The organism is Streptomyces sp. S.PNR 29 (assembly GCF_030386795.1).
In the GTDB taxonomy this organism is placed as follows: Bacteria; Actinomycetota; Actinomycetes; order Streptomycetales; family Streptomycetaceae; genus Streptomyces.
Window position 1 is genome coordinate 313,171 of the sequence record NZ_JANUQM010000006.1, and the last position, 19,420, is coordinate 332,590.

General features: G+C 70.4%; 16 protein-coding genes, 2 tRNA genes and 1 pseudogene. 11 read left to right on the forward strand and 8 right to left on the reverse strand.

What is annotated here, in order from left to right:
* Positions 1 to 290 precede the first annotated feature (290 nt).
* Positions 291 to 1,022, reverse strand: a complete 732-nt coding sequence (locus NW895_RS18640) for an aspartate/glutamate racemase family protein (RefSeq protein ID WP_289936839.1) — start codon at positions 1,020 to 1,022, stop codon at positions 291 to 293.
* Positions 1,019 to 1,813 (reverse strand): aspartate/glutamate racemase family protein, encoded by a 795-nt coding sequence (locus tag NW895_RS18645; protein WP_289936840.1) that lies wholly within the window; start codon positions 1,811 to 1,813, stop codon positions 1,019 to 1,021. Before NW895_RS18645 ends, NW895_RS18640 begins: the two co-directional genes overlap by 4 nt.
* Before the next feature lie 147 nt (positions 1,814 to 1,960).
* Between NW895_RS18645 and NW895_RS18650 the strand changes: the two genes are divergently transcribed.
* Together NW895_RS18650 and NW895_RS18655 are read left to right on the forward strand one after the other, a co-directional pair.
* Positions 1,961 to 2,944: a D-2-hydroxyacid dehydrogenase gene (locus NW895_RS18650; RefSeq protein WP_289936841.1), complete on the forward strand. Its 984-nt coding sequence runs from the start codon at positions 1,961 to 1,963 to the stop codon at positions 2,942 to 2,944.
* Positions 2,945 to 2,961: 17 nt separating this feature from the next.
* The gene (locus NW895_RS18655; RefSeq protein ID WP_289936842.1) at positions 2,962 to 4,353 is read left to right on the forward strand and encodes an amidase; all 1,392 of its coding nucleotides are present in this window, start codon (positions 2,962 to 2,964) and stop codon (positions 4,351 to 4,353) included.
* On the opposite strand, the gene NW895_RS18660 is transcribed toward NW895_RS18655, so the two are convergent.
* Positions 4,334 to 4,828 (reverse strand): DUF3830 family protein, encoded by a 495-nt coding sequence (locus tag NW895_RS18660; RefSeq protein WP_289936843.1) that lies wholly within the window; start codon positions 4,826 to 4,828, stop codon positions 4,334 to 4,336. The two genes, NW895_RS18655 and NW895_RS18660, sit on opposite strands and share 20 nt — an antisense overlap.
* A gap of 160 nt (positions 4,829 to 4,988) precedes the next feature.
* Between NW895_RS18660 and ehuB the strand changes: the two genes are divergently transcribed.
* The 6 genes from ehuB (at position 4,989) to NW895_RS18690 (ending at position 9,243) form a co-directional block, all read left to right on the forward strand.
* Positions 4,989 to 5,921, forward strand: coding sequence for an ectoine/hydroxyectoine ABC transporter substrate-binding protein EhuB (gene ehuB / locus NW895_RS18665; RefSeq protein WP_289936844.1), 933 nt, complete (start codon positions 4,989 to 4,991; stop codon positions 5,919 to 5,921).
* Positions 5,918 to 6,652, forward strand: coding sequence for an ectoine/hydroxyectoine ABC transporter permease subunit EhuC (ehuC, locus tag NW895_RS18670; protein ID WP_289936845.1), 735 nt, complete (start codon positions 5,918 to 5,920; stop codon positions 6,650 to 6,652). Before ehuB ends, ehuC begins: the two co-directional genes overlap by 4 nt.
* Positions 6,649 to 7,299 carry an ectoine/hydroxyectoine ABC transporter permease subunit EhuD gene (gene ehuD / locus NW895_RS18675; protein ID WP_289936846.1) on the forward strand — a complete coding sequence of 217 codons (651 nt, stop codon included), beginning with the start codon at positions 6,649 to 6,651 and terminating at the stop codon, positions 7,297 to 7,299. Before ehuC ends, ehuD begins: the two co-directional genes overlap by 4 nt.
* Entirely contained in the window at positions 7,289 to 8,080 is a 792-nt protein-coding gene (gene ehuA, locus NW895_RS18680) for an ectoine/hydroxyectoine ABC transporter ATP-binding protein EhuA (RefSeq protein WP_289936847.1), read from the forward strand. The genes ehuD and ehuA overlap by 11 nt, the downstream gene beginning before the upstream one ends.
* A gap of 235 nt (positions 8,081 to 8,315) precedes the next feature.
* Positions 8,316 to 9,074, forward strand: coding sequence for an IclR family transcriptional regulator C-terminal domain-containing protein (locus NW895_RS18685; RefSeq protein WP_289936848.1), 759 nt, complete (start codon positions 8,316 to 8,318; stop codon positions 9,072 to 9,074).
* A gap of 95 nt (positions 9,075 to 9,169) precedes the next feature.
* Positions 9,170 to 9,243: transfer RNA gene (locus NW895_RS18690), tRNA-Lys, on the forward strand.
* On the opposite strand, the pseudogene NW895_RS18695 reads toward NW895_RS18690, so the two are convergent.
* From NW895_RS18695 to NW895_RS18715, 5 genes and pseudogenes are all read right to left on the reverse strand, one after another.
* Positions 9,209 to 10,863: pseudogene (locus NW895_RS18695) on the reverse strand (AMP-binding protein). The gene NW895_RS18690 and the pseudogene NW895_RS18695 sit on opposite strands and share 35 nt — an antisense overlap.
* A gap of 43 nt (positions 10,864 to 10,906) precedes the next feature.
* Positions 10,907 to 11,377 (reverse strand): DUF3592 domain-containing protein, encoded by a 471-nt coding sequence (locus NW895_RS18700; RefSeq protein WP_289936849.1) that lies wholly within the window; start codon positions 11,375 to 11,377, stop codon positions 10,907 to 10,909.
* Positions 11,378 to 11,473: 96 nt separating this feature from the next.
* The gene (locus tag NW895_RS18705) at positions 11,474 to 12,079 is read right to left on the reverse strand and encodes a lytic polysaccharide monooxygenase (RefSeq protein ID WP_289936850.1); all 606 of its coding nucleotides are present in this window, start codon (positions 12,077 to 12,079) and stop codon (positions 11,474 to 11,476) included.
* Between the two features lie 140 nt (positions 12,080 to 12,219).
* Positions 12,220 to 13,245, reverse strand: coding sequence for an SPFH domain-containing protein (locus NW895_RS18710; protein ID WP_289936851.1), 1,026 nt, complete (start codon positions 13,243 to 13,245; stop codon positions 12,220 to 12,222).
* A gap of 55 nt (positions 13,246 to 13,300) precedes the next feature.
* On the reverse strand, positions 13,301 to 14,638 hold the full coding sequence (locus NW895_RS18715) for a peptidoglycan-binding protein (protein ID WP_289936852.1): 1,338 nt from the start codon (positions 14,636 to 14,638) through the stop codon (positions 13,301 to 13,303).
* A gap of 186 nt (positions 14,639 to 14,824) precedes the next feature.
* Here NW895_RS18715 and NW895_RS18720 point away from each other — a divergent pair.
* The 3 genes from NW895_RS18720 to NW895_RS18730 all read left to right on the forward strand — a co-directional run bounded on the left by NW895_RS18720 (position 14,825) and on the right by NW895_RS18730 (position 19,417).
* Positions 14,825 to 14,898, forward strand: a tRNA-Lys gene (locus NW895_RS18720).
* 590 nt (positions 14,899 to 15,488) lie between these two features.
* A complete protein-coding gene (locus NW895_RS18725; protein WP_289936853.1) occupies positions 15,489 to 17,483 on the forward strand; it encodes a cellulose synthase catalytic subunit in 1,995 nt (664 codons plus the stop codon).
* Positions 17,480 to 19,417 (forward strand): kelch motif-containing protein, encoded by a 1,938-nt coding sequence (locus tag NW895_RS18730; RefSeq protein ID WP_289936854.1) that lies wholly within the window; start codon positions 17,480 to 17,482, stop codon positions 19,415 to 19,417. The genes NW895_RS18725 and NW895_RS18730 overlap by 4 nt, the downstream gene beginning before the upstream one ends.
* Positions 19,418 to 19,420 lie beyond the last annotated feature (3 nt).

Here is a 19,420-nt window from a genome sequence, read left to right on the forward strand (position 1 = left end):
GCCGGGGACTGCGTCCCTCGCACCCCTCACGGCCCACTCCCCCCGTCCCCTGCACCCCTCACGGGGCCGCTTCACCCCTGGATCCCGACCGGAGACCCCACCCCCTTCCCCCTGCCGGTTTATGCCGCTGCAGGCGGGTGGGCTGGACAGCAGTCCCCCAGCGAGCAGATCGGCGCGATTGCGCCGTTCCCGGTGGGCGTGGGCAGGAGGGGGCAGGTCCGTGCCGACCGGTTGTGCCCTGCGGGCGGGTTGGTGGAGCTTGGGGGCGGGCCCCCGGCCCCCCGCGCCCCTCACACCTGCACGATCGGCTCCTTGGTGAACAGTGCCCCCAGTTCCGGCGCGTTCACGCGGCGGTCCGCCAGGCGGAGGGCCTCCCAGACCGTGACCTGGTTGGCGGTGAGGACCGGCTTGCCCAGTTCCTTCTCCAGGGTCGGGATGTGGGCCGCCGTGTGCAGCGCCGTGTCGGGGAGCAGCAGCGCCTCCGCGTCGGGGCGGTCGGCGGCGCGGGCCAGTGCCAGCACCTCGGACTCGTCCCACGTGCCGACCTCCGCCGCCGTGATGATCCCCGAGCTGTGGACGCCGGTCACCTCGATGCCGCCGGCCCGCAGGAAGTCGGCGAACAGCGAGGCCACGTCCTCCGGATAGGTCGCGCCGATCGCCACCCGCCGCGCCCTCAGCTCCCGTACCGCGTGCACGAAGGCGAAGGACGTCGACGAGGCCGGCATGCCGGCCGTCTGCGCGAGGGTGCGGACCTGCTCCTGCGCGCCCTCCCAGCCGTGCACGAAGCTGCCGCTGGTGCAGGCCCACACCACCGCCTCGGCGCCCGCGTGCCGCAGCTCCGCCACGCCCGCCGCGAGCCGCTCGGGCGAGCCCATCTCACGCAGCGCGTCCACCCGGTGCGCGTCCTCGCCGATGTCGGTGTGCACCAGGTCCACCCGGATGTCGCTTCCCAGCAGCTGCTCGATGCGCGGATAGTCGTCCTCGGCGGAATGGCCCGGGTAGAGGAATCCCAGTGCTGTCATGTCCAGCCTTCCTGCTGCTCTTCGTCTGGCACTTCCGGCAGTACGGGACCGCAGCGCGCCGCCGGATCGGTCAGCGCCTGATACGGCCCTACCGCCCGGGTACCCAGTCGGCGCAACGCCGCCCACATGGTCACCTGGTTGGCCGAGATCACCGGTATGCGCAGTTCGGCCTCCAGCTGGGGGATCACGTCGTACGTGGGGAGGTTGGTGCAGCTGATGAACAGCGCGTCGGTGCCGGGACGTACGGCGCTGCGCGCCATGTCCGCCACCTCGCGGTACTTGACCTTCCAGATGTGCCGCGTCAGGCCCATGAACGCGCACCCGGTGACCAGGACGCCCGCCTCGGCCACGTACTCCTCCAGGGAGCGCGTCACCGACACCGTGTACGGAGTCACCAACGCCACCCGCCGCGCGCCCAGCTCGGCCAGTGCCTCCAGCAGCGCACCGGACGTCGTCACCGACGGCACCGCGCCCGCCCGGGTCATCGCCTCGCACATCGCGCGCTCACCGGCGATGCCGCCGACGAAGCTGCCCGAGGTGCAGGCGTAGGCGACGACCTCGGGCGCGATGGCGGTGAGGGTGCGTACCGCCTCGCTCAGCGTCTCGTGCTCGCTGACCAGGCGGGCCAGGTCCAGGCTGACCTCGACCGGCACGTACGGCGTCCGTGTCATGTGCAGTGAGACCTCGTCCGGCACCCAGCGCCACAGTTCGCGGTCCAGCGCGAAGTCGAAGGGGGCGACGACACCGACACCGCGCTGCGGACTCGGCCCGCCGAGAAAGGAGACGTTCATGGTGTCCATGGCAGGCACCGGCCTCACACTCGGAGAAGGGTGAGCAACGGACCGTACGCACGCCCGTGTTGACGAAGGTAGGTTCGGGTGCGAGCGTGGTCAAACCTCGCATGTCAGACGGCCGCCACCCTCAGAAACGGCTCCTGAATGACCTCCTCCGCATCGACTCCTCCCACGCCGCCACCCACACCCCCCACACTCCTCGTCCTGGACGCCGATCCCCTCCCCCGTCTCGGCCGCCTCACCGGTCGCGTCCGCGTCGAGCACGCGGACGAGGCGACCCTCGCCGAGCGGCTGCCGCACGCCGATGTGCTGCTGGTGTGGGACTTCACCTCCCGCGCGGTGCGTCAGGCCTGGCCGGGCGGGGGCCCACGGCCGCGCTGGGTGCACACGGCGAGTGCGGGCGTGGACCATCTGATGTGTCCGGAACTCGCCGAGTCGGACACGGTGGTCACCAACGCGCGTGGCGTCTTCGACGAGCCCATCGCCGAGTACGTGGCCGCCCTCGTCCTGGCGATGGCGAAGGACCTGCCCCGGACCCTGGAGCTGCAGCGGGAGCGGACCTGGCGGCACCGCGAGTCGCAGCGGGTGGCGGGCACGCGCGCGTGCGTGGTCGGCTCCGGGCCGATCGGGCGGGCGATCGCCGGCACCCTGGAGGCGCTCGGCGTCGTCCCGGCACTGGTCGGCCGGGCCCCGCGCCCCGGCGTCCACGGCCCCGACGATCTGGACCGCCTGCTCTCCCGCGCCGACTGGGTGATCGCGGCGGCGCCGCTCACGGAGCAGACGCGGGGCATGTTCGACGCCCGCCGCTTCGGCGTGATGCAGCCCTCGGCCCGGTTCGTGAACGTCGGCCGGGGTCAGCTGGTCGTCGAGGAGGCGCTCGCCGAGGCGCTGACCAAGCACTGGATCGCGGGCGCCGCCCTGGACGTCTTCGAGCACGAACCCCTCACCCCCGACAGCCCGCTGTGGCAGGCCCCCGGCCTGATCGTCTCCCCGCACATGAGCGGCGACACGATCGGCTGGCGGGACGAACTGGCCGCGCAGTTCGTGGAGTTGTTCGAGCACTGGGAGGCGGGCAGGCCCCTGCCGAACGTGGTCGACAAGAAGCGCGGGTACGTACCCGGACACTGACGTCCCTGGGAGGGTGGATGACCGAGCTCACCGAGCTGACCGCCGTACGACTCCTCGATGGTTACCGCAAGGGCGAATTCAGCCCCGTGGAGGCGACCCGGGCGGCCCTGGAGCGGGCCGAGCGGATCCAGCCGGAGGTGAACGCGTTCGTCCGCCTCACCCCGGAGCAGGCCCTCGGCCAGGCCCGCGAGTCGGCGGAGCGCTGGCGGCGCGGTGAGCCGCGCGGCCTGCTGGACGGCGTCCCGGCCACGGTCAAGGACATCCTGCTGATGCGCGGCGCACCGACCCTGCGCGGCTCGAAGACGATCTCCGAGCAGGGCCGCTGGGACGAGGACGCCCCCTCGGTCGCCCGTATGCGGGAACACGGCGCCGTCTTCCTCGGCAAGACCACGACACCGGAGTACGGCTGGAAGGGCGTCACGGACTCCCCGCTCAGCGGGGTGACCCGCAACCCGTACGACCCGACGCGTACGGCAGGGGGCTCCAGCGGGGGCGCGGCGGCGGCCGTCGCCCTCGGCGCGGGACCGCTCGCCCTCGGCACGGACGGCGGCGGCAGCGTGCGCATCCCGGCGGCCTTCTGCGGCATCTTCGCGCTGAAACCGACGTACGGCCGGGTCCCGCTCTACCCGGCGAGCGCCTTCGGCACCCTCGCCCACGTGGGTCCGATGACCCGGGACGCGGCGGACGCGGCGCTGCTGCTGGACGTCATCGGCGTCCCGGACGCCCGCGACTGGTCGGCGCTCGGCCCGGCGCCGGAGTCGTTCGTGGCGGGCCTGAGGGGTGGCGTGCGCGGGCTGCGGGTGGCGTACTCACCGTCGCTCGGCGGGCAGGTGGCGGTGCGCCCGGCGGTCGCGACGGCGGTGCGGCACGCGGTGGAGCGGCTCGCGGACCTCGGCGCGTACGTCACGGAGGCCGACCCCGACTTCGCCGAGCCGGTGGAGGCCTTCCACACCCTGTGGTTCAGCGGGGCGGCCCGCGTCGTCCAGCACCTCGGCCCCCACCAGCGGGAACTGCTCGACCCCGGCCTGCGCGAGATCTGCGACCTCGGCGCCCGCTACTCGGCGCTGGACTACCTGGCCGCGGTGGACGTCCGCATGGAACTCGGCCGCCGCATGGGCCGCTTCCACGAGTCCTACGACCTCCTGGTCACGCCGACCCTGCCGATCACCGCGTTCGAAGCGGGCGCCGAGGTCCCGAGGGGCTCGGGGCACCGGCGCTGGACGGGCTGGACACCGTTCACGTACCCCTTCAACCTCACCCAGCAGCCGGCTGCTTCCGTGCCGGTGGGGACGGACGCGGACGGCCTGCCGATCGGACTGCAACTGGTGGCCGCCCGCCACCGGGACGACCTCGTGCTGCGCGCGGCGCACGCGCTGGACGAGGCCGGGGTCACTTCCGGCGGAAGCTGAGGGTCTCCCCCAGCGCCCCCGACCGCCACAGGTCGTTGCACGCCGCGGCCATCTCCTCCAGGCCCTCCACGACCTGGCCCCAGACGATGCCGGGCACCCAGCCGACGTCGCCGTTGAGGAGGAGGTTGTTGCGCTCGTAGAACAGGGCCAGGTCCACCAGCGTGGTGCCCGGACGGACCTCGCGGTCGTATCCGTAGGCCTGGGTGCCCAGTTCCGCGCCGGCGAAGGAGAAGTAGCAGAGGTCTCCCGGGATGGGGGTGACGGTCGGGTTCTCCAGTGGTGGTTCCGAGGGCGCGAAGGGAGGGAAGAGGGCGTAGATCTCGTTGCGGGCGTACTTCGCGTGGTAGACGTCGCCGCTCAGGGGCAGTGCGTCCCACACCGCCGCGCACGTGATCGGTGCCCGGTCGTCGAGCAACCGTGCCGTGCAGTGGACCCCTCGCCGGTCGAGCACGACGTCGACGTAACGCTCTGTCATTCCGCCCCCTCGGAGCTTCCTCGGAGCTGTTCTGGGCCAGCCTGCCCCGTCACGCGCGTTTCAAGGGCGGCCTCTTGGCCGCGGCCGGGCACCGGACACATACGTGAAGGTCCGGAAAGGAACTGGCATACCCGATGCCGAACCGGGTAGCGGCGCGCCCATGGTTCCAGTGCAGGCAGACGACAACGACTCAGGACGCAGCAGACGCCCCGGCATCCGCCGCCGCGCCCTGCTCACGGGTACGGCCGCCCTGGTCACCGCGGGTGCGGTCGGCGCGAGCAGCGGATGCAGCCGGGTGGCCACCGCCGACACCGAGGACGGCGGGCACCTGCTGCAGCAGCTGCGGGCCAAGGGCACCGTGCGCCTCGGCATCGCCGGCGAGCAGCCCTACGGCTACATAGGCAAGGACGGCAAGATCACCGGTTCGGCCCCGGCCATCGCGACCCGTATCTTCCGCCGGCTCGGCGTCGACCGGGTCGAACCGTTCCCGACCGAGTTCGGCTCGCTGATCTTCGGGCTGAACTCGCTCCAGTTCGACGTGGTGGCGGCCGGTATGTACATCACTCCGGAACGCTGTGAGCAGGTGCTCTTCGCCGATCCCGAGTACCAGATGAAGGACGCCTTCATCGTTCCCAAGGGCAACCCGAAGAAGCTGCGCACCTACGAGGACATCGCCCGGACCGGCGCCCGCATGGCGACCGGCATCGGCTACGCGGAGATCGACTACGCCAAGGAGGCGGGGGTCAAGAAGATCGACACCCTGCCCGACCAGCTGGCCGGTCTCCTCGCCGTCGAACAGGGCCGGGTCGACGTCTTCGCGGGCACCGCCGTCACGGTGCGCAACGTGGTCGAGCAGACCAGGAGCACGAAGGTGGAGGCCACCGACGAGGTCACGCCGATCATGGACGGCAAACCGGTCATCGACGCCGGTGCCTTCGCGTTCCGCCTGCCGGAGCGCAACCTGCGCGACGCCTTCAACCGCGAGCTGCACAAGATGAAGCGGAGCGGCGAACTGCTGGAGATCATGCGGCCCTTCGGCTTCACGAAGGACCAGATGACGACGCTCACGGCCAAGGAGAAGTGCCGCTCATGAGTGACATCAGCGCAGGTCTGTGGGACATCCTGCTGCACGGTGTCTGGGTCACCGTGCAGCTGACCGTGTACAGCGCCGCCCTGGGCGCCGTCGTCGCCTTCGTCGTGGGTCTCGCCCGTACCCACCGGCTGTGGATCGTGCGGTTCCTGTCGGGGGCGTACTTCGAGATCTTCCGCGGCACCTCCGCCCTGGTCCTGATGATCTGGGTGTTCTTCGTGGTGCCGCTGACGCTCGGCTGGCAGCTCATCCCGATGTGGGCCGCCGTGCTCACCCTGGGCTGCACCTACGGGGCCTACGGCTCGGAGATCGTGCGGGGCGCGGTGGCCGCGGTGCCGCCGGCCCAGCGCGAGGCCGGCGTGGCGCTGGGCTTCACCCCCGGGCAGCGGCTGCGGAAGATCGTCGTGCCGCAGGCCTGGCCCGAGATGGTCCCGCCCTTCAACAACCTGCTGATCGAGCTGCTGAAGGGCACCGCCCTGGTGTCCGTCCTCGGCGTGGGCGACATCACCTTCGCGGCCCAGCTGGTGCGCAACGCCACCGGCCAGAGCGCCCCGGTCTACACCGTCATCCTCGTCATGTACTTCGTCCTCGCCTTCCTGCTCACCCGTGTGATGCGCCTGGTGGAGCGCAGGGCCAAGGCGAGTGTCGGGCGGGCGCCGTCCAAGGCCGGACCGGCGCCGGGGAAGGCCGGCTCCGCCGCGCGCAAGGATCTCGTCGCCGGAGGTGCCTCGTGAACTGGGACTGGTCCACGCTCGGCGACTTCATGCCGGTCTTCTGGGACGGCGTACTCGTCACGCTCCAGGCGCTGGTGCTGGGCTCGCTGATCGCGTTCGCCCTGGGGCTGGTCTGGGCCCTCGCCCAGCGCTCGAAGCTGAAGGTGGTGTGCTGGCCGGTCACGGCGGTCACGGAGTTCATCCGCAACACCCCGCTGCTGGTGCAGCTGTTCTTCATCTTCTACGTCATGCCCGAGTGGGGCATCACCATGTCCGCGCTGACCACCGGCGTGATCGGCCTGGGCCTGCACTACTCGACGTACACCGCGGAGGTGTACCGGGCCGGCATCGAGGGCGTGCCCACCGGCCAGTGGGAGGCCGCGACGGCGCTCAGTCTGCCCCGCTCGCGCACCTGGACCGCGGTGATCCTGCCCCAGGCGCTGCGCCGCGTCGTGCCCGCGCTGGGCAACTACGTCATCGCGATGCTGAAGGACTCGCCGATGCTGATGACCATCGGCGTGCTGGAGATGCTCGGCCAGGCCCGTCAGTACGGTTCGCAGACCTTCCACATGAACGAACCGATCGTGGCCGTCGGCATCGCCTTCATCCTCATCGCCTACCCCGCCTCCCTCCTCCTGCGATCCCTGGAGCGTCGCCTTGCCCGCTGAGACCGAACCCTCGACACCGTCCACCCCATCCACCGCCGTGGACAGCCGTGAGCTGATCCGCCTGGAGCAGGTCACCAAGCGCTTCGGCGACAACACCGTCCTCGACCACCTCGACTTCTCCGTCGACACCGGCAAGCACGTCACGCTGATCGGCCCGTCCGGCTCCGGCAAGACGACGATCCTGCGCCTGCTGATGACCCTGACCAAGCCCGACGAGGGCACGATCACCGTCGACGGGGAGCGGCTCTTCCCGGCGCCGGAGAAGCAGGTCCGGGAGGTCCGCAAGAAGATCGGGATGGTCTTCCAGCAGTTCAACCTGTTCCCGAACATGAAGGTGCTGCGCAACATCACCGAAGCGCCGGTCACCGTGCTCGGCCTGTCCAAGGACGAGGCCGAGGCGCGGGCCCGGGAGCTGCTGGAGCTGGTGGGGCTGACCGAGCACATCGACAAGTACCCGACGCAGCTGTCCGGCGGCCAGCAGCAGCGGGTGGCGATCGCCCGGGCGCTGGCGATGCGGCCGCAGGTGCTGCTGCTGGACGAGGTGACGTCGGCGCTCGACCCGGAGCTCGTCGCGGGGGTCCTCGACGTGCTGCGGGACATCGCCCGCAGCACCGACATCACGATGCTCTGCGTGACCCACGAGATGAACTTCGCCCGGGACATCTCGGACCAGGTGCTGATGTTCGACTCGGGCCGTGTCATCGAGTCCGGCCCGCCGGAGAAGCTCTTCGGCGACCCCGACCACGAACGCACGCGGGAGTTCCTGAGCGCGGTGCTGTGACACGGCCCGAGCCGGGACGGACGACGACCCTCGGCCCGGCCTCCCCTCCGGGAATCACCCCGGCATGGGAGGGCCGGGCCGACCTTTGCCGCTGGCATGTTCCTGCGGGCAGTGCCCCTGCTGAGAGGGCCGAAATCTTGTCAAGCCCCGCTCCCCATGGCCTCCTTGACGGCTATCGTGGAGGAGATTCGCTGTCCGGATTGCGGCCCTAGAAGCGAGAGCGCAGGGGGAAACCGTGGCGCTGAAGCACGAGCCGACCGCCCCGTACCACTCGGCCCAGGAAGCGCTCCGCGTCCTGGAGACAGTGGCGCGGTACACCGCCGGAGTCACCGACACCGAGCTCGCCCGCCACACCGGCCTCAGCCCGGAGCGACTGACCACGCTCCTGAGGATGCTGCGCCGCGAGGGCTACGTCGAGCAGGCCGCCGACGGCAGCTACGTGACCGGTGTCGCCCTCACCCGTCTGACCTCCGCCCAGCACCGTGAGGAGGCCCTGCGGGACAAGATCCAGCGCACCCTCGACCGGCTGCGCGACTCGGTCGGCGCCGCCGTCTACATGAGCCGGTACGTCGACGGCGAGGTCAGCATCACCCAGTACGCCGACAGCGCGGCCACGCCCAAGGTCAACGAGTGGGTCGACTTCCGCTCCTCGGCCCACGCCACGGCGATCGGCAAGAGTCTGCTGACCCAGCTCGACCACGCCGGCCGCCGCGACCACCTCGCCCGCCACAAGATGGCCCGCCTCACCTCGCGCACCATCACCAGCGACAAGGTGCTGCTCACCCGCCTGGAGACCCAGCCACCCACCGTTCCCGTCCTCGACCTGCAGGAATACGCCGTCGGCACGGTCTGTGCGGCCGTCCCGATCACGGCCGGCTCCACCGTGGGCTGCCTCGCGCTGTCCCTCCCCGTGGAGCACGCGCACCGGCTGCGCCGGGCCGCGGACGCCCTCAACCGGAACGCGGCGCCGGTGCTGCTGTCGCTGGCGATCTAGATCGAGCACGGGTGGTCGGAAGCACCCCCGCGGACCAGGTAGTATTTACTTCGTCGCCGCCCGCGGAACGAAAGAACGCGGTCGGCGGGAGTCATGCGCCGCTAGCTCAGTTGGTTAGAGCAGCTGACTCTTAATCAGCGGGTCCGGGGTTCGAGTCCCTGGCGGCGCACCGGTGAAGGGCCTCTCGTGGATGCGAGAGGCCCTTCGCGTCTGTTTCGGTCAGCCTCCGATAGGCGTCCTCCCCGGCCGGCCTCCACCACACCGGATCACCGCACCGGAGGCCCTCACGTCTGAGACCCGCGCGGTCGATCTTGTTCGTGGCGGTCACCGGCATCCGCTCCACCACCCGTACGAACCGGGGCGGCATCTTCGTCCCCAGGTCCGGCTGGGCGCTCAGGAACTCGGCGAAGCCGGCCGGGTCGAAGGTCCCGGCGATCGTCGCCATCACCTGGTCCCCGGTCACCGGGTCCGGCACCGCGTACACGGCGACGGCCACGGCACCCTCGTACCGGGCGAGGATGTTCTCGATCATCGCGGCGGCCAGGTTCTCGCCGTCGACGCGCAGGCGGTCGTCGGTGCGGCCGGCGAAGTAGAGGTGGCCGCCGGTGTCCCGGTAGAAGAGGTCGCCGGTCCAGTACCAGCCCTTCCGGCGCCGCTCGGACTCCGCCTCCGGGTTGCGCCAGTAGCCCTCGAAGGGGTTGGGCCCGCGATTGACCAGTTCCCCGATCGCCTCGTCGCCGTTGAGCAGCCGCCCGGCGGCATCGAAGACGGCCGGCGGGCACTCCTCGCCCGTCTCCTGGTCGAGAACGACCAGGCCGCGCCCCGCCTTGCCCACCGCACCCGGCGGTGTGCCCGGCGTCCAGTGGATCGCCGCCCCGCCCTCCGAGGAGCCGTAGCCCTCCACCAGCCGCACCCCGAACCGCCGCTCGAACGCCGCCGCGTCCACCGCGCCCGCCTCGGTGCCGAAGCCCAGGCGGAGGGGATTGTCCCGGTCGTCGGGACGCGGCTCGGTGGCGAGGATGTACTGGACGGCCCGCCCGACATAGGTGAAGTACGTCGCCCCGTAGCCGCGCACGTCCGCCAGGAACCGCGACGCCGAGAACCGCCGGCGCAGCGCCACGCCCGCCCCGGCCGCCAGCGCGGGCGCCCAGTCGGCGATCACCGCGTTGCCGTGGAACATCGGCATGCAGATGTAGTGCACGTCGTCCGGCCGCACCCCGAACTGCCGGCCCAGGGAGTGCCCGGCGGCGGCCAGACGGCCCTGGGTGCAGATCGCGGCCTTGGGGGCGCCGGTCGAGCCGGACGTGAAGTACAGCAGGAGGCGGTCGTCCGCGGTGGCGCGGGAGGCGTCCGGTCGCGCGTCCGCGTAGGGCGCGAGCAGGTGGCCGTACTCCTCCGTGTCGGTCACCAGAACGGGGACGCCGGGGAGGTCAAGGCCGGCGAGGAGGGGCAGGTGGGTGCGCTCGGTGACCAGGATCCGGCACTCGGTGTGCAGGATGTCGCGGGCCAGTTCGGGACCCCGCCGGGTCGGGTTGATCCCGGCGACCGCCGCGCCGGCCAGGGCGGCAGCGGCCAGCCACAGCGGGAACTCGGGCGTGTTGTCGAGCAGCACGCCGAGGTGCGGCTCGGCGCCGGGTGGCAGCAGGTCGGCGAGGAGCGCCGCCCGGGCGGCGGCCCCCGCCGCCACCTCGTGGTGGGTCAGCACCAGATCCTCGCACCACAGCCCGGGCCGGTGGTCACCCCACCGTCCGGCGACGAGTTCCGCGACCGTACGCCTGCTGGACTCCATGAGCGGGCACGTTAATTGACGTTCCGTCAGATGTGGAGGGCCGTCACGGCCAGAAGTCGTCCGCCGCCACGAAGAAGAGGGAGGCGAGCAGCATGAAACCGAGGCAGAAGGCGATGACCACCCCCAGGAACACCAGCACACACCCCGTGCCCGCCGCCAGCTTGCCGGGCGCCGGCGCATGGGCCGTGGCCCGCTCGGGACGGTCCGGCGCGTAGTGCACGGTCACGATGTCGCCCTCGACGGTCGTCCCCGGACCGTTCGGCTCGTCGAACCGGACGACCCGGCCGTCGTACGTGACGAACTCGTACACGTGGTGCAGCGTGGTCCGCACACCGCTGTCACCGCCGCCGCTGGTGGTCGTGTACGCCCTCAGACAGCGGGCCTCGGCCGTGAAACCGCTGTTCCAGGCCCGGCGCACCTCCTGGTCACGGCCGACGACCTTGACCACGCCGAAGACCGCGCCGGCGATGATGAGCGCCGGCACGATGAAGAAGAACGCCGCGAACAGTTCCATGAGATCCCCCGAATCCCCCGCGGCCACGATCGGCCGGCGTGGAGGGAACCTACCCACGCCGGCCGGGCCGTTGGCTCAAGGGAGCCTCAGAGATCGTCAGAAGGTGACGTCGGAGCAGGCGTAGAACGCGTTGCCCGTGTCGGCGATCGTCCACACCGCGACGATGACGTGGTGCCCGCTCAGCCCGGACGGCAGCCTGCCGCTGTGGGAGAGCGTGGACGGCGGACGCTGCCCGTTGTACGGCACCGTGAAGAAGGGGGTGAGGTTGAGGTCGGACCGGGCCAGGTTGTGGTTCTGGTTCCAGCCCTGCCTGGTGACGTAGTACTTGAAGTCGGTCGTCGCGTGCATGGCGGTGAACTGCCAGCGGAACGTGTAGTTCTGGCCGCCCGTCACCCTCGTGGTGGGCCAGGCGCCGCCCGAGGGGGTGCGCGGGCTGTCGAGCTGGGCGAACCGCGTGTTGTTCCCGGAACAGATCCGCCCGTCGGCCGGCCCGGCGGCGGGGAAGCCCTTGGGGCCCTCGACGCTCTGCGGCTCCCACTGGATGTCGCCGCAGCCCGTGACCGTGCCGTTCTGGCAGAGCTTCTGCCGGCTCACGGGGAGGTCGGTGTAGCCGTGGCCGCTCGCGCCTTGGGCGGAGAGCACCAAGGCTCCTGCCGTGGCGAGCCCGAGCGTGGCGGCGTACCACTTGGTCTTTTTGCGCATGCTGCCGCTCCTGGAGAACGTGGGGGTGTTCAGCGAGCTGTGCAGAGTAGGTCTAGACCAAGTCTGAGGTTATGGGCGCGAGTTGAACATGTCCATACCAATCGCGGACCTGTTTCCCGGCCCTGACTCACGGCCCTGACTCACGGCCCTGACTGACCGCCCTGCGTCAGGGCGTCGACCACCGACGTGAGCACGCTCGCCCGGTGCTGGGCGTCCAGCGCCGCGATCCGGCGACGGTGCATCGCGGCGGCGATCTCGGGGGCGTACTCGGCCTGCACCGGCTGGACCGAGAACACCTCCAGGCCGACCGGCGCCGTGTCCGCCGCGACCAGCCGGGTCAGCGCCTCGCCTGCCGCGTCCGCGGAGCCCCGCGTGCCGCCCGGCAGCCCTACCGGCACCCGGGCGAGCGCCGCCTCGACGCACTCACGCAGGTACGTCTCGTGGTCCTCGACGCCCAGCGTGGCCCGCGCGGTGTCCCGCACCCGCCACACCACCAGGACCACCACCTTGAGCGCGACCCCACTGCCGTCGGCCGCCGTCATCGGCTCGCTGCGCCAGTGCCGCAGCCGTACGTCGACCCGGCGGCGCAGCAGCAGCGGATTGACCCACAGCAGACCGGTGCGCCGCACGGTCCCCCGGTAGCGGCCGAACAGGCCGAGCACCCACGCCCGCCCGGTCCGCCCCCGCGCCAGCCCACCGAGCCCGAAGAGGCCGAGGGCGCCCGCCCCCACGTACGCCGCCCACTGCGCGGGCCCCAGCCCGGCCCCCACGTACGCCGGCAGCCCCAGCGCCTGAGTGGCGAGCGGCGGCAGGACACCCGACCACCAGGACGTGGCCAGGCATCCGGCCGCTCCGCAGGCCCCGGCGAGCACGCCCGCCGCACCGGGCAGCACCCTGGCCGGACGCTCCGCCAGATCCGGGTCGGCCTGCGGCGCGGGCCGCCGGTGCGCGACCGCCGGACGCCTGAAGCGCGGCTGCTCCCCCGTGCCCTGCCGGCGGCCCGCGGCCGCCGGCTCCAGTGGAACCGGCGCCGGGTGGGGCTCGTCACGGAACAGCAGGTGAACGGGGATCTCGGTGGTCGCCTCGTTCTGGATGAGCCGGGCGGGACGGGCACCGCCCCCGGCCCGGCCCTCGGACTCGGGCGTCTGTGACGTGGTCGAACTCATGCGTGCCTCCAGCCTCCGCGCCAGATGCGTCCCAACAGGTGTCACGACAGGGGTCTCACGAGAAGAGCCGCCGCCAGGTCTCCGGCCCCGGATAACCGTCCGCCGCGCCGCCGCGCCAGCCCTGGGCACGCTGGAAGGCCTGGACGGCCCGCCGGTCCTCCTCGTCCCAGGCCGGCCCCGGTTCACCCGTGTAGTACGCGCCGAACCCCTTCCGCACCAGCTGCCTCCCCAGCCGGGTGACGTACTCGTTGTGCGCGCCGGGCCGGAACAGCGCCCGCCCCGGATAGCCGGGCACGCCATGCGACGAGGGCACCTGGCCCCCGGCCGCTCTGGCCGCTCCAGCCGCTCCGGTCACGATGTCCTTGCCCGCCCCCGTCACCAGCAGGTCCCAGGTCCGCGGTCCGGGCAACCCGTCCGCGTCCGCGCCCGACCAGCCCTGGGCCAGCTGGAAGGCCCGGGTGGCCCGCCGGTCCTCCTCCGTCCAGCGCGAGTCGGGATCGGAGGAGTAGAAGCGCCCGGCGCCGCGGGCGATGAGCATGCGGGCAAGCTCGGCGACGTACTGGTTGTCCGCGCCGGGGCCGAAGTACGCCCGTCCCGGGTAGGGCGTGGAGGCCGGCGTGCTCGGCGTGGCGGTGTCCGGCTCGGCGCCCGCCGTCTCCTCCACGATCCCCGTGTAGCGGTAGGGGAGGTACCGGGACGAATTGCTCCAGTAGGCGTACGGGGTGTACTTGCGGCGGGTGCGCGGGCGGGCCTGCTCATAGGCGATGTAGCGGGTGTGCGCGGAGTCCGCCCAGCCGCCGAAAATCACCACGTGCGACCCCTTGTGGGGGTTCGCCGTATTGTGGAACAGCAGAATGTCGCCGGGCTGGAGTTCCTCCTTGGAAATCCGCACGGCGTACTGCCCGAGGCTGCCGGTCCATTCGTTCCCGGGCAGGTTCCAGGCCATGGAGACATAGCCCGAGCAGTCCTGCCGGTATCCGTCCGACCAGTAGTCGTACATGCTGTAGGGCACCCCTGCGGCGAGCCATTTCTTCGCCCGGCTGATGATCTCCGTGCGCGTGGTCTCGCGCACCTTGGTCGAGGCCCCGGGCCTCGCCGCCGACCCACTGGGGCCACGCAGCGGACCCTTGTGCCCCTGAGGGGTATCACGCTCGTCACCTGCGGGAACGCCCGGACGGTGGGGGGCGTGGGCGGCGGCCGCAGGCGCTGCAGGACAGCCGGTGCCGAGGACGGCGGAGGCCGCGGCGGCCGCCACGATCAGCACCCGGCGGGCTGCCGGGTGACCGAGGGCCCGAACGGCACGGGAATGCGGCAGGATGCGCCGCCAGTGACGGCATCCGGGGCAGTCGCAGTCTCTCGCAGGGTCGATTTCCTCGAATACCGGAGACTGCATGCGATTCCCCTCACATTCCAGCTGAAAAATGGCCGCGGCGACGCTCAGGCGCCAGTTTCGCAACTGTCTTGAGGGCGCGCATGTTGACGGTCCGAATGATGTACGCGGCCCTCCGGCCCCGTGGCCGCCCCGGCACCGGTGGTCGGGAGCACCCTCCGGCGTCCGGTAGAGTGACGACGTCACCAGGCGCCGCTAGCTCAGTTGGTTAGAGCAGCTGACTCTTAATCAGCGGGTCCGGGGTTCGAGTCCCTGGCGGCGCACGATGCCGATGGCGAGGCATGTTCGCGAAAGAGCGCGAACCGGCCTCGCCATCGTCGTATCCGCGCGGCCGCGCCGCGCGCGGTGGGGGCGCGCGCCACCCACACCCCTCCCTCGTAGGCCCGGCCAGCCCCGTCGTGATCTTGGTGGGGTCGGCCTCGTTGAACTGGACGCACTCGTGCCCCGTAGGGAACAGCGGGCCGCAGGGGCCCGGCGACTCACTGCGGACGGAGGAGGGCTCACCTATACCACAATGAACGCGTTTGACCGGTAAACACCATGTTTCCCGTCTTGCGATCATGATGGGTGGCGTAGACCCTGGTTTCCGGGTTTTTTCAAGATGCTGCGGATAAGCGGCAGTTGGGGGGCAACGAGCCGGTTGCTCGAGTCATCGGGGTGTGGGGCCCCGTTTCCTGACCGGGTGCCGAGGGGGGCATCATGCAACCGGAAGGTCGCCGTTCCATGTCTATAAAGTGTGGATGACGTGGTGACAGCGACCCACCACTGATACGCCTGTGAAGGTCGAGGGGGACCCGAGCAGGCGAAGGAAGCGACGGAACACGCGATGCTCACGCGTGTGGGGGGATGACTCATGACGTCGACGCCGACGGGCGCCCGGCAGAACTTCGACCCGTCCCAGACCACCCAGCTCAGGGTGCCTGCTCACCGGACCGGGAACACGGGGATGTTCCGCCGGATAAAGAAGACGCTGCCGAGATACGACTACGAGCACTACAGCCGGCTGGCCGGCCCCCTCACCCAGCCGGATCCGAACAAGCCGTACAAGGTCAGATACCGCTCGCTGATCTCCCAGGAGCCGCACCGCATACGAGTGGCCCTGATGCTGGCGGCGGCCCCGGTGCTGTCGCTGGTGCTGCTGGTCTGGCTGCTGCAGCCCGAGCACTGGACCGAGCGTGACTACCCGGCCTTCGACTGGCTGCCCGCGCTCGACGTCGTGATGCTGGTCTCGATCGGCCTGATCGAGTTCTTCCGCTGCATGAACGTGCTGTCGAACGCGCACGCCACGCTGGTCGCCCGCGATCCGATCCCGGTGGTGCCCGAGAGCGGTACCAGAGTCGCCTTCCTCACCTCCTTCGTGCCCGGCAAGGAGCCGCTGGAGATGGTGACGAAGACCCTGGAGGCCGCGGTGAAGATCCGGCACCGGGGCGTCCTGCACGTCTGGCTGCTGGACGAGGGCGACGACCCCGAGGTGAAGGCGGTCTGCGAGCGCCTCGGGGTGCACCACTTCTCCCGCAAGGGCGTCGCGAAGTGGAACCAGCCCAAGGGCCCGCACCGCGCCAAGACCAAGCACGGCAACTACAACGCCTGGCTCGAAGCCCACGGCGACGACTACGACTTCTTCGCCTCCGTCGACACCGACCACGTGCCGCTGCCCAACTACCTGGAGCGGATGCTGGGCTTCTTCCGCGACCCGGACGTCGGCTTCGTCATCGGCCCGCAGGTCTACGGCAACTACGACAACTTCGTCACCAAGGCCGCCGAGTCGCAGCAGTTCCTCTTCCACGCCCTGATCCAGCGCGCGGGCAACCGCTACGGCGCGCCGATGTTCGTGGGCACCTCCAACGCCGTGCGCATCAAGGCCATCAAGCAGATCGGCGGCCTGTACGACTCGATCACCGAGGACATGGCGACCGGCTTCGAGATGCACCGCGCCAAGAACCCGGCCACCGGCAACAAGTGGCGCTCGGTGTACACCCCGGACGTGCTGGCGGTCGGTGAGGGCCCCAGCGCCTGGACGGACTTCTTCACCCAGCAGATGCGCTGGTCGCGGGGTACCTACGAGACGATCCTCAAGCAGTACTGGAAGGGCTGGTTCTCGCTGCCGCCGAGCAAGCTCTTCAACTACACGATGATGATCATCTTCTACCCGATGTCGGCCCTCAACTGGATCCTCGCGGCGCTGAGCTGTGCGCTGTTCCTGGGTCTGGGCGCCTCGGGTGTGAACATCGACCCGGCCGTCTGGCTGATGCTCTACGGCAACGCCTCCGCCCTGCAGATCGGCCTCTACGTCTGGAACCGCCGCCACAACGTCTCACCGCACGAGCCGGAGGGCTCCGGCGGCGTGGCCGGCATGGTCATGTCCGCGCTGTCGGCGCCGCTCTACGCGAAGGCGCTGATCGACTCCGTGCTGCGCCGCAAGAGCAAGTTCGTGGTCACCCCCAAGGGCGACTCGGCCAGCCCGGACAGGTGGTTCGGGACCTTCCGGTACCACTGGTACTTCATCCTGATCTTCGGCGGCTCGATCGCCGCCGGCTTCGTCTACGGGCACTCCCACCCGGCGATGGTCATCTGGGCCATGTTCGCCATGCTCATCACCGCGTTCCCGATCTTCGCCTGGCGGCACGAGCTGCGGCAGGCCCGGAAGAAGCCGGCCGCCGCCGCTCAGGCCCAGCCGGAGGACGCGGCGCCGGCGCACCAGACGCGGCCGCTGCCCCTGCCGCAGCAGCACGCGGCCCACGCGCCCCAGCAGAAGCCGAGCTGGGCCGCCGCGAACACCGGAGCGCACGGGGGCTCCGACCAGACCATGCAGATCGCCCTTGGTGGACTTGGGGGACGTAAGGAATGAACGACCGTGCAGGCCGCCGTCGCGCCCGTCGGCTCGCGATCGGCACGGCGGTGGTACTCGCGCTGGCCGGGATGAACGGGCCGTGGCTCTACCGCTTCGGAACCGAGAAGTACCACCAGTACCAAATCGACAAGCCCGAGTACAAAGCCGCGAACGGCAAGTGGGAGATCGTCGAGTTCCCGGAGGAGTACCGCCAGAACACCATCCACGCGGCACTGCTGCACACCGGCAAGGTGCTGCTGATCGCGGGGTCGGGCAACAACCAGGACAACTTCGACGCCAAGAAGTACGACACCCGTATCTGGGACCCGGTCAAGGGCACCATCAAGAAGGTCCCGACCCCGAACGACCTGTTCTGCACCGGCCACACCCAGCTGGCCAACGGCAACCTGCTGATCGCCGGTGGCACCAAGCGGTACGAGAAGCTCAAGGGTGACGTGAAGAAGGCCGGCGGCCTGATGATCGTCCACAACGAGAACCCGGACAAGCCGATCACCCTGCCGGCGGGCACCAAGTTCACCGGCAAGGAGAACGGCAAGACCTTCGTGTCGAAGGACCCGGTCCTCGTGCCGCGCGCGAAGAAGAACTTCGACAAGAACACCGGCGCGTTCCTGGGCAACTCCCCCGGACTCGGCCGTATCTACGTCGAGGCGCAGAAGGAAGGCGCCAAGTACGAGACCGGTACGCAGGACAACTACCGCGTCCACGGCCTCTCCGGCGCCGACGCGCGCAACACCTACGGCATCGCGCAGAAGCTCGCCCTCGACAAGAAGGACTTCCAGGGGATCCGGGACACCTACGAGTTCGACCCGGTCGCCGAGAAGTACATCAAGGTCGACCCGATGAACGAGGCCCGCTGGTACCCGACGCTCACCACGCTGAGCGACGGGAAGATCCTCAGCGTCTCCGGCCTCGACGACATCGGCCAGCTGGTCCCGGGCAAGAACGAGATCTACGACCCGAAGACCAAGAAGTGGACGTACACGGAGAAGCTCCGCCAGTTCCCGACGTACCCGGCGCTGTTCACGATGCAGAACGGCAAGGTCTTCTACTCGGGTTCCAACGCGGGCTACGGCCCGGACGACGTGGGCCGTGACCCGGGCGTCTGGGACGTGGACACCAACAAGTTCACGAAGGTGCCCGGGCTGGGCGACGCCAAGCTGATGGAGACGTCCAACACGGTGCTGCTGCCGCCGGCGCAGGACGAGAAGTACATGGTGATCGGCGGCGGCGGGGTCGGCGAGTCCAAGCTGTCCAGCAAGAAGACCAGGATCGTGGACATGAAGGCGGACAACCCGCGCTTCGTGGACGGCCCTTCGCTGGAGAAGGGCACGCGCTACCCGCAGGCGTCGATCCTGCCCGACGACAGCGTGCTGGTCTCCGGTGGCTCGGAGGACTACCGGGGCCGCGGCGGCTCCAACATCCTCCAGGCGCGGATCTACGACACGGAGAAGAACGAGTTCAGGCGGGTCGCCGATCCGCTGGTGGGCCGTAACTACCACTCCGGGTCGATCCTGCTGCCCGACGGGCGGGTGATGTTCTTCGGCTCCGACTCGCTCTTCGCCGACGAGGCCAACACCAAGCCGGGCGAGTTCGAGCAGCGCATCGAGATCTACACACCGCCCTATCTGTTCGGGACCCGGCAGCCGTCGCTGGCGGGCGGCCCGAAGACCATCGCGCGGGGTGAGTCGGGGACGTTCACCTCGAAGCAGGCCGCGTCCATCAAGAAGGTGCGGCTGATCCGGCCGAGCGCGTCGACGCATGTCACCGACGTGGACCAGCGGTCGATCGCGCTGGACTTCCAGGTGTCCGGCGACCGGATCGCGGTGACCGTGCCGAAGAACCGGAACCTGGTTCAGTCGGGCTGGTACATGATGTTCGTGACCGACGCCGACGGGACGCCCAGCAAGGCGCAGTGGGTGAAGGTGCCGTAGTCT

Excerpts from the sequence above, each read along its gene's own strand:
- NW895_RS18640 (WP_289936839.1), bottom strand. The coding sequence starts at position 1,022 with ATGACAGCACTGGGATTCCTCTACCCGGGCCATTCCGCCGAGGACGAC.
- NW895_RS18645 (WP_289936840.1), bottom strand. The coding sequence starts at position 1,813 with ATGAACGTCTCCTTTCTCGGCGGGCCGAGTCCGCAGCGCGGTGTCGGT.
- NW895_RS18650 (WP_289936841.1), top strand. The coding sequence starts at position 1,961 with ATGACCTCCTCCGCATCGACTCCTCCCACGCCGCCACCCACACCCCCC.
- NW895_RS18655 (WP_289936842.1), top strand. The coding sequence starts at position 2,962 with ATGACCGAGCTCACCGAGCTGACCGCCGTACGACTCCTCGATGGTTAC.
- NW895_RS18660 (WP_289936843.1), bottom strand. The coding sequence starts at position 4,828 with ATGACAGAGCGTTACGTCGACGTCGTGCTCGACCGGCGAGGGGTCCAC.
- ehuB (WP_289936844.1), top strand. The coding sequence starts at position 4,989 with ATGGTTCCAGTGCAGGCAGACGACAACGACTCAGGACGCAGCAGACGC.
- ehuC (WP_289936845.1), top strand. The coding sequence starts at position 5,918 with ATGAGTGACATCAGCGCAGGTCTGTGGGACATCCTGCTGCACGGTGTC.
- NW895_RS18700 (WP_289936849.1), bottom strand. The coding sequence starts at position 11,377 with ATGGAACTGTTCGCGGCGTTCTTCTTCATCGTGCCGGCGCTCATCATC.
- NW895_RS18705 (WP_289936850.1), bottom strand. The coding sequence starts at position 12,079 with ATGCGCAAAAAGACCAAGTGGTACGCCGCCACGCTCGGGCTCGCCACG.
- NW895_RS18710 (WP_289936851.1), bottom strand. The coding sequence starts at position 13,245 with ATGAGTTCGACCACGTCACAGACGCCCGAGTCCGAGGGCCGGGCCGGG.
- NW895_RS18715 (WP_289936852.1), bottom strand. The coding sequence starts at position 14,638 with ATGCAGTCTCCGGTATTCGAGGAAATCGACCCTGCGAGAGACTGCGAC.
- NW895_RS18725 (WP_289936853.1), top strand. The coding sequence starts at position 15,489 with ATGACGTCGACGCCGACGGGCGCCCGGCAGAACTTCGACCCGTCCCAG.
- NW895_RS18730 (WP_289936854.1), top strand. The coding sequence starts at position 17,480 with ATGAACGACCGTGCAGGCCGCCGTCGCGCCCGTCGGCTCGCGATCGGC.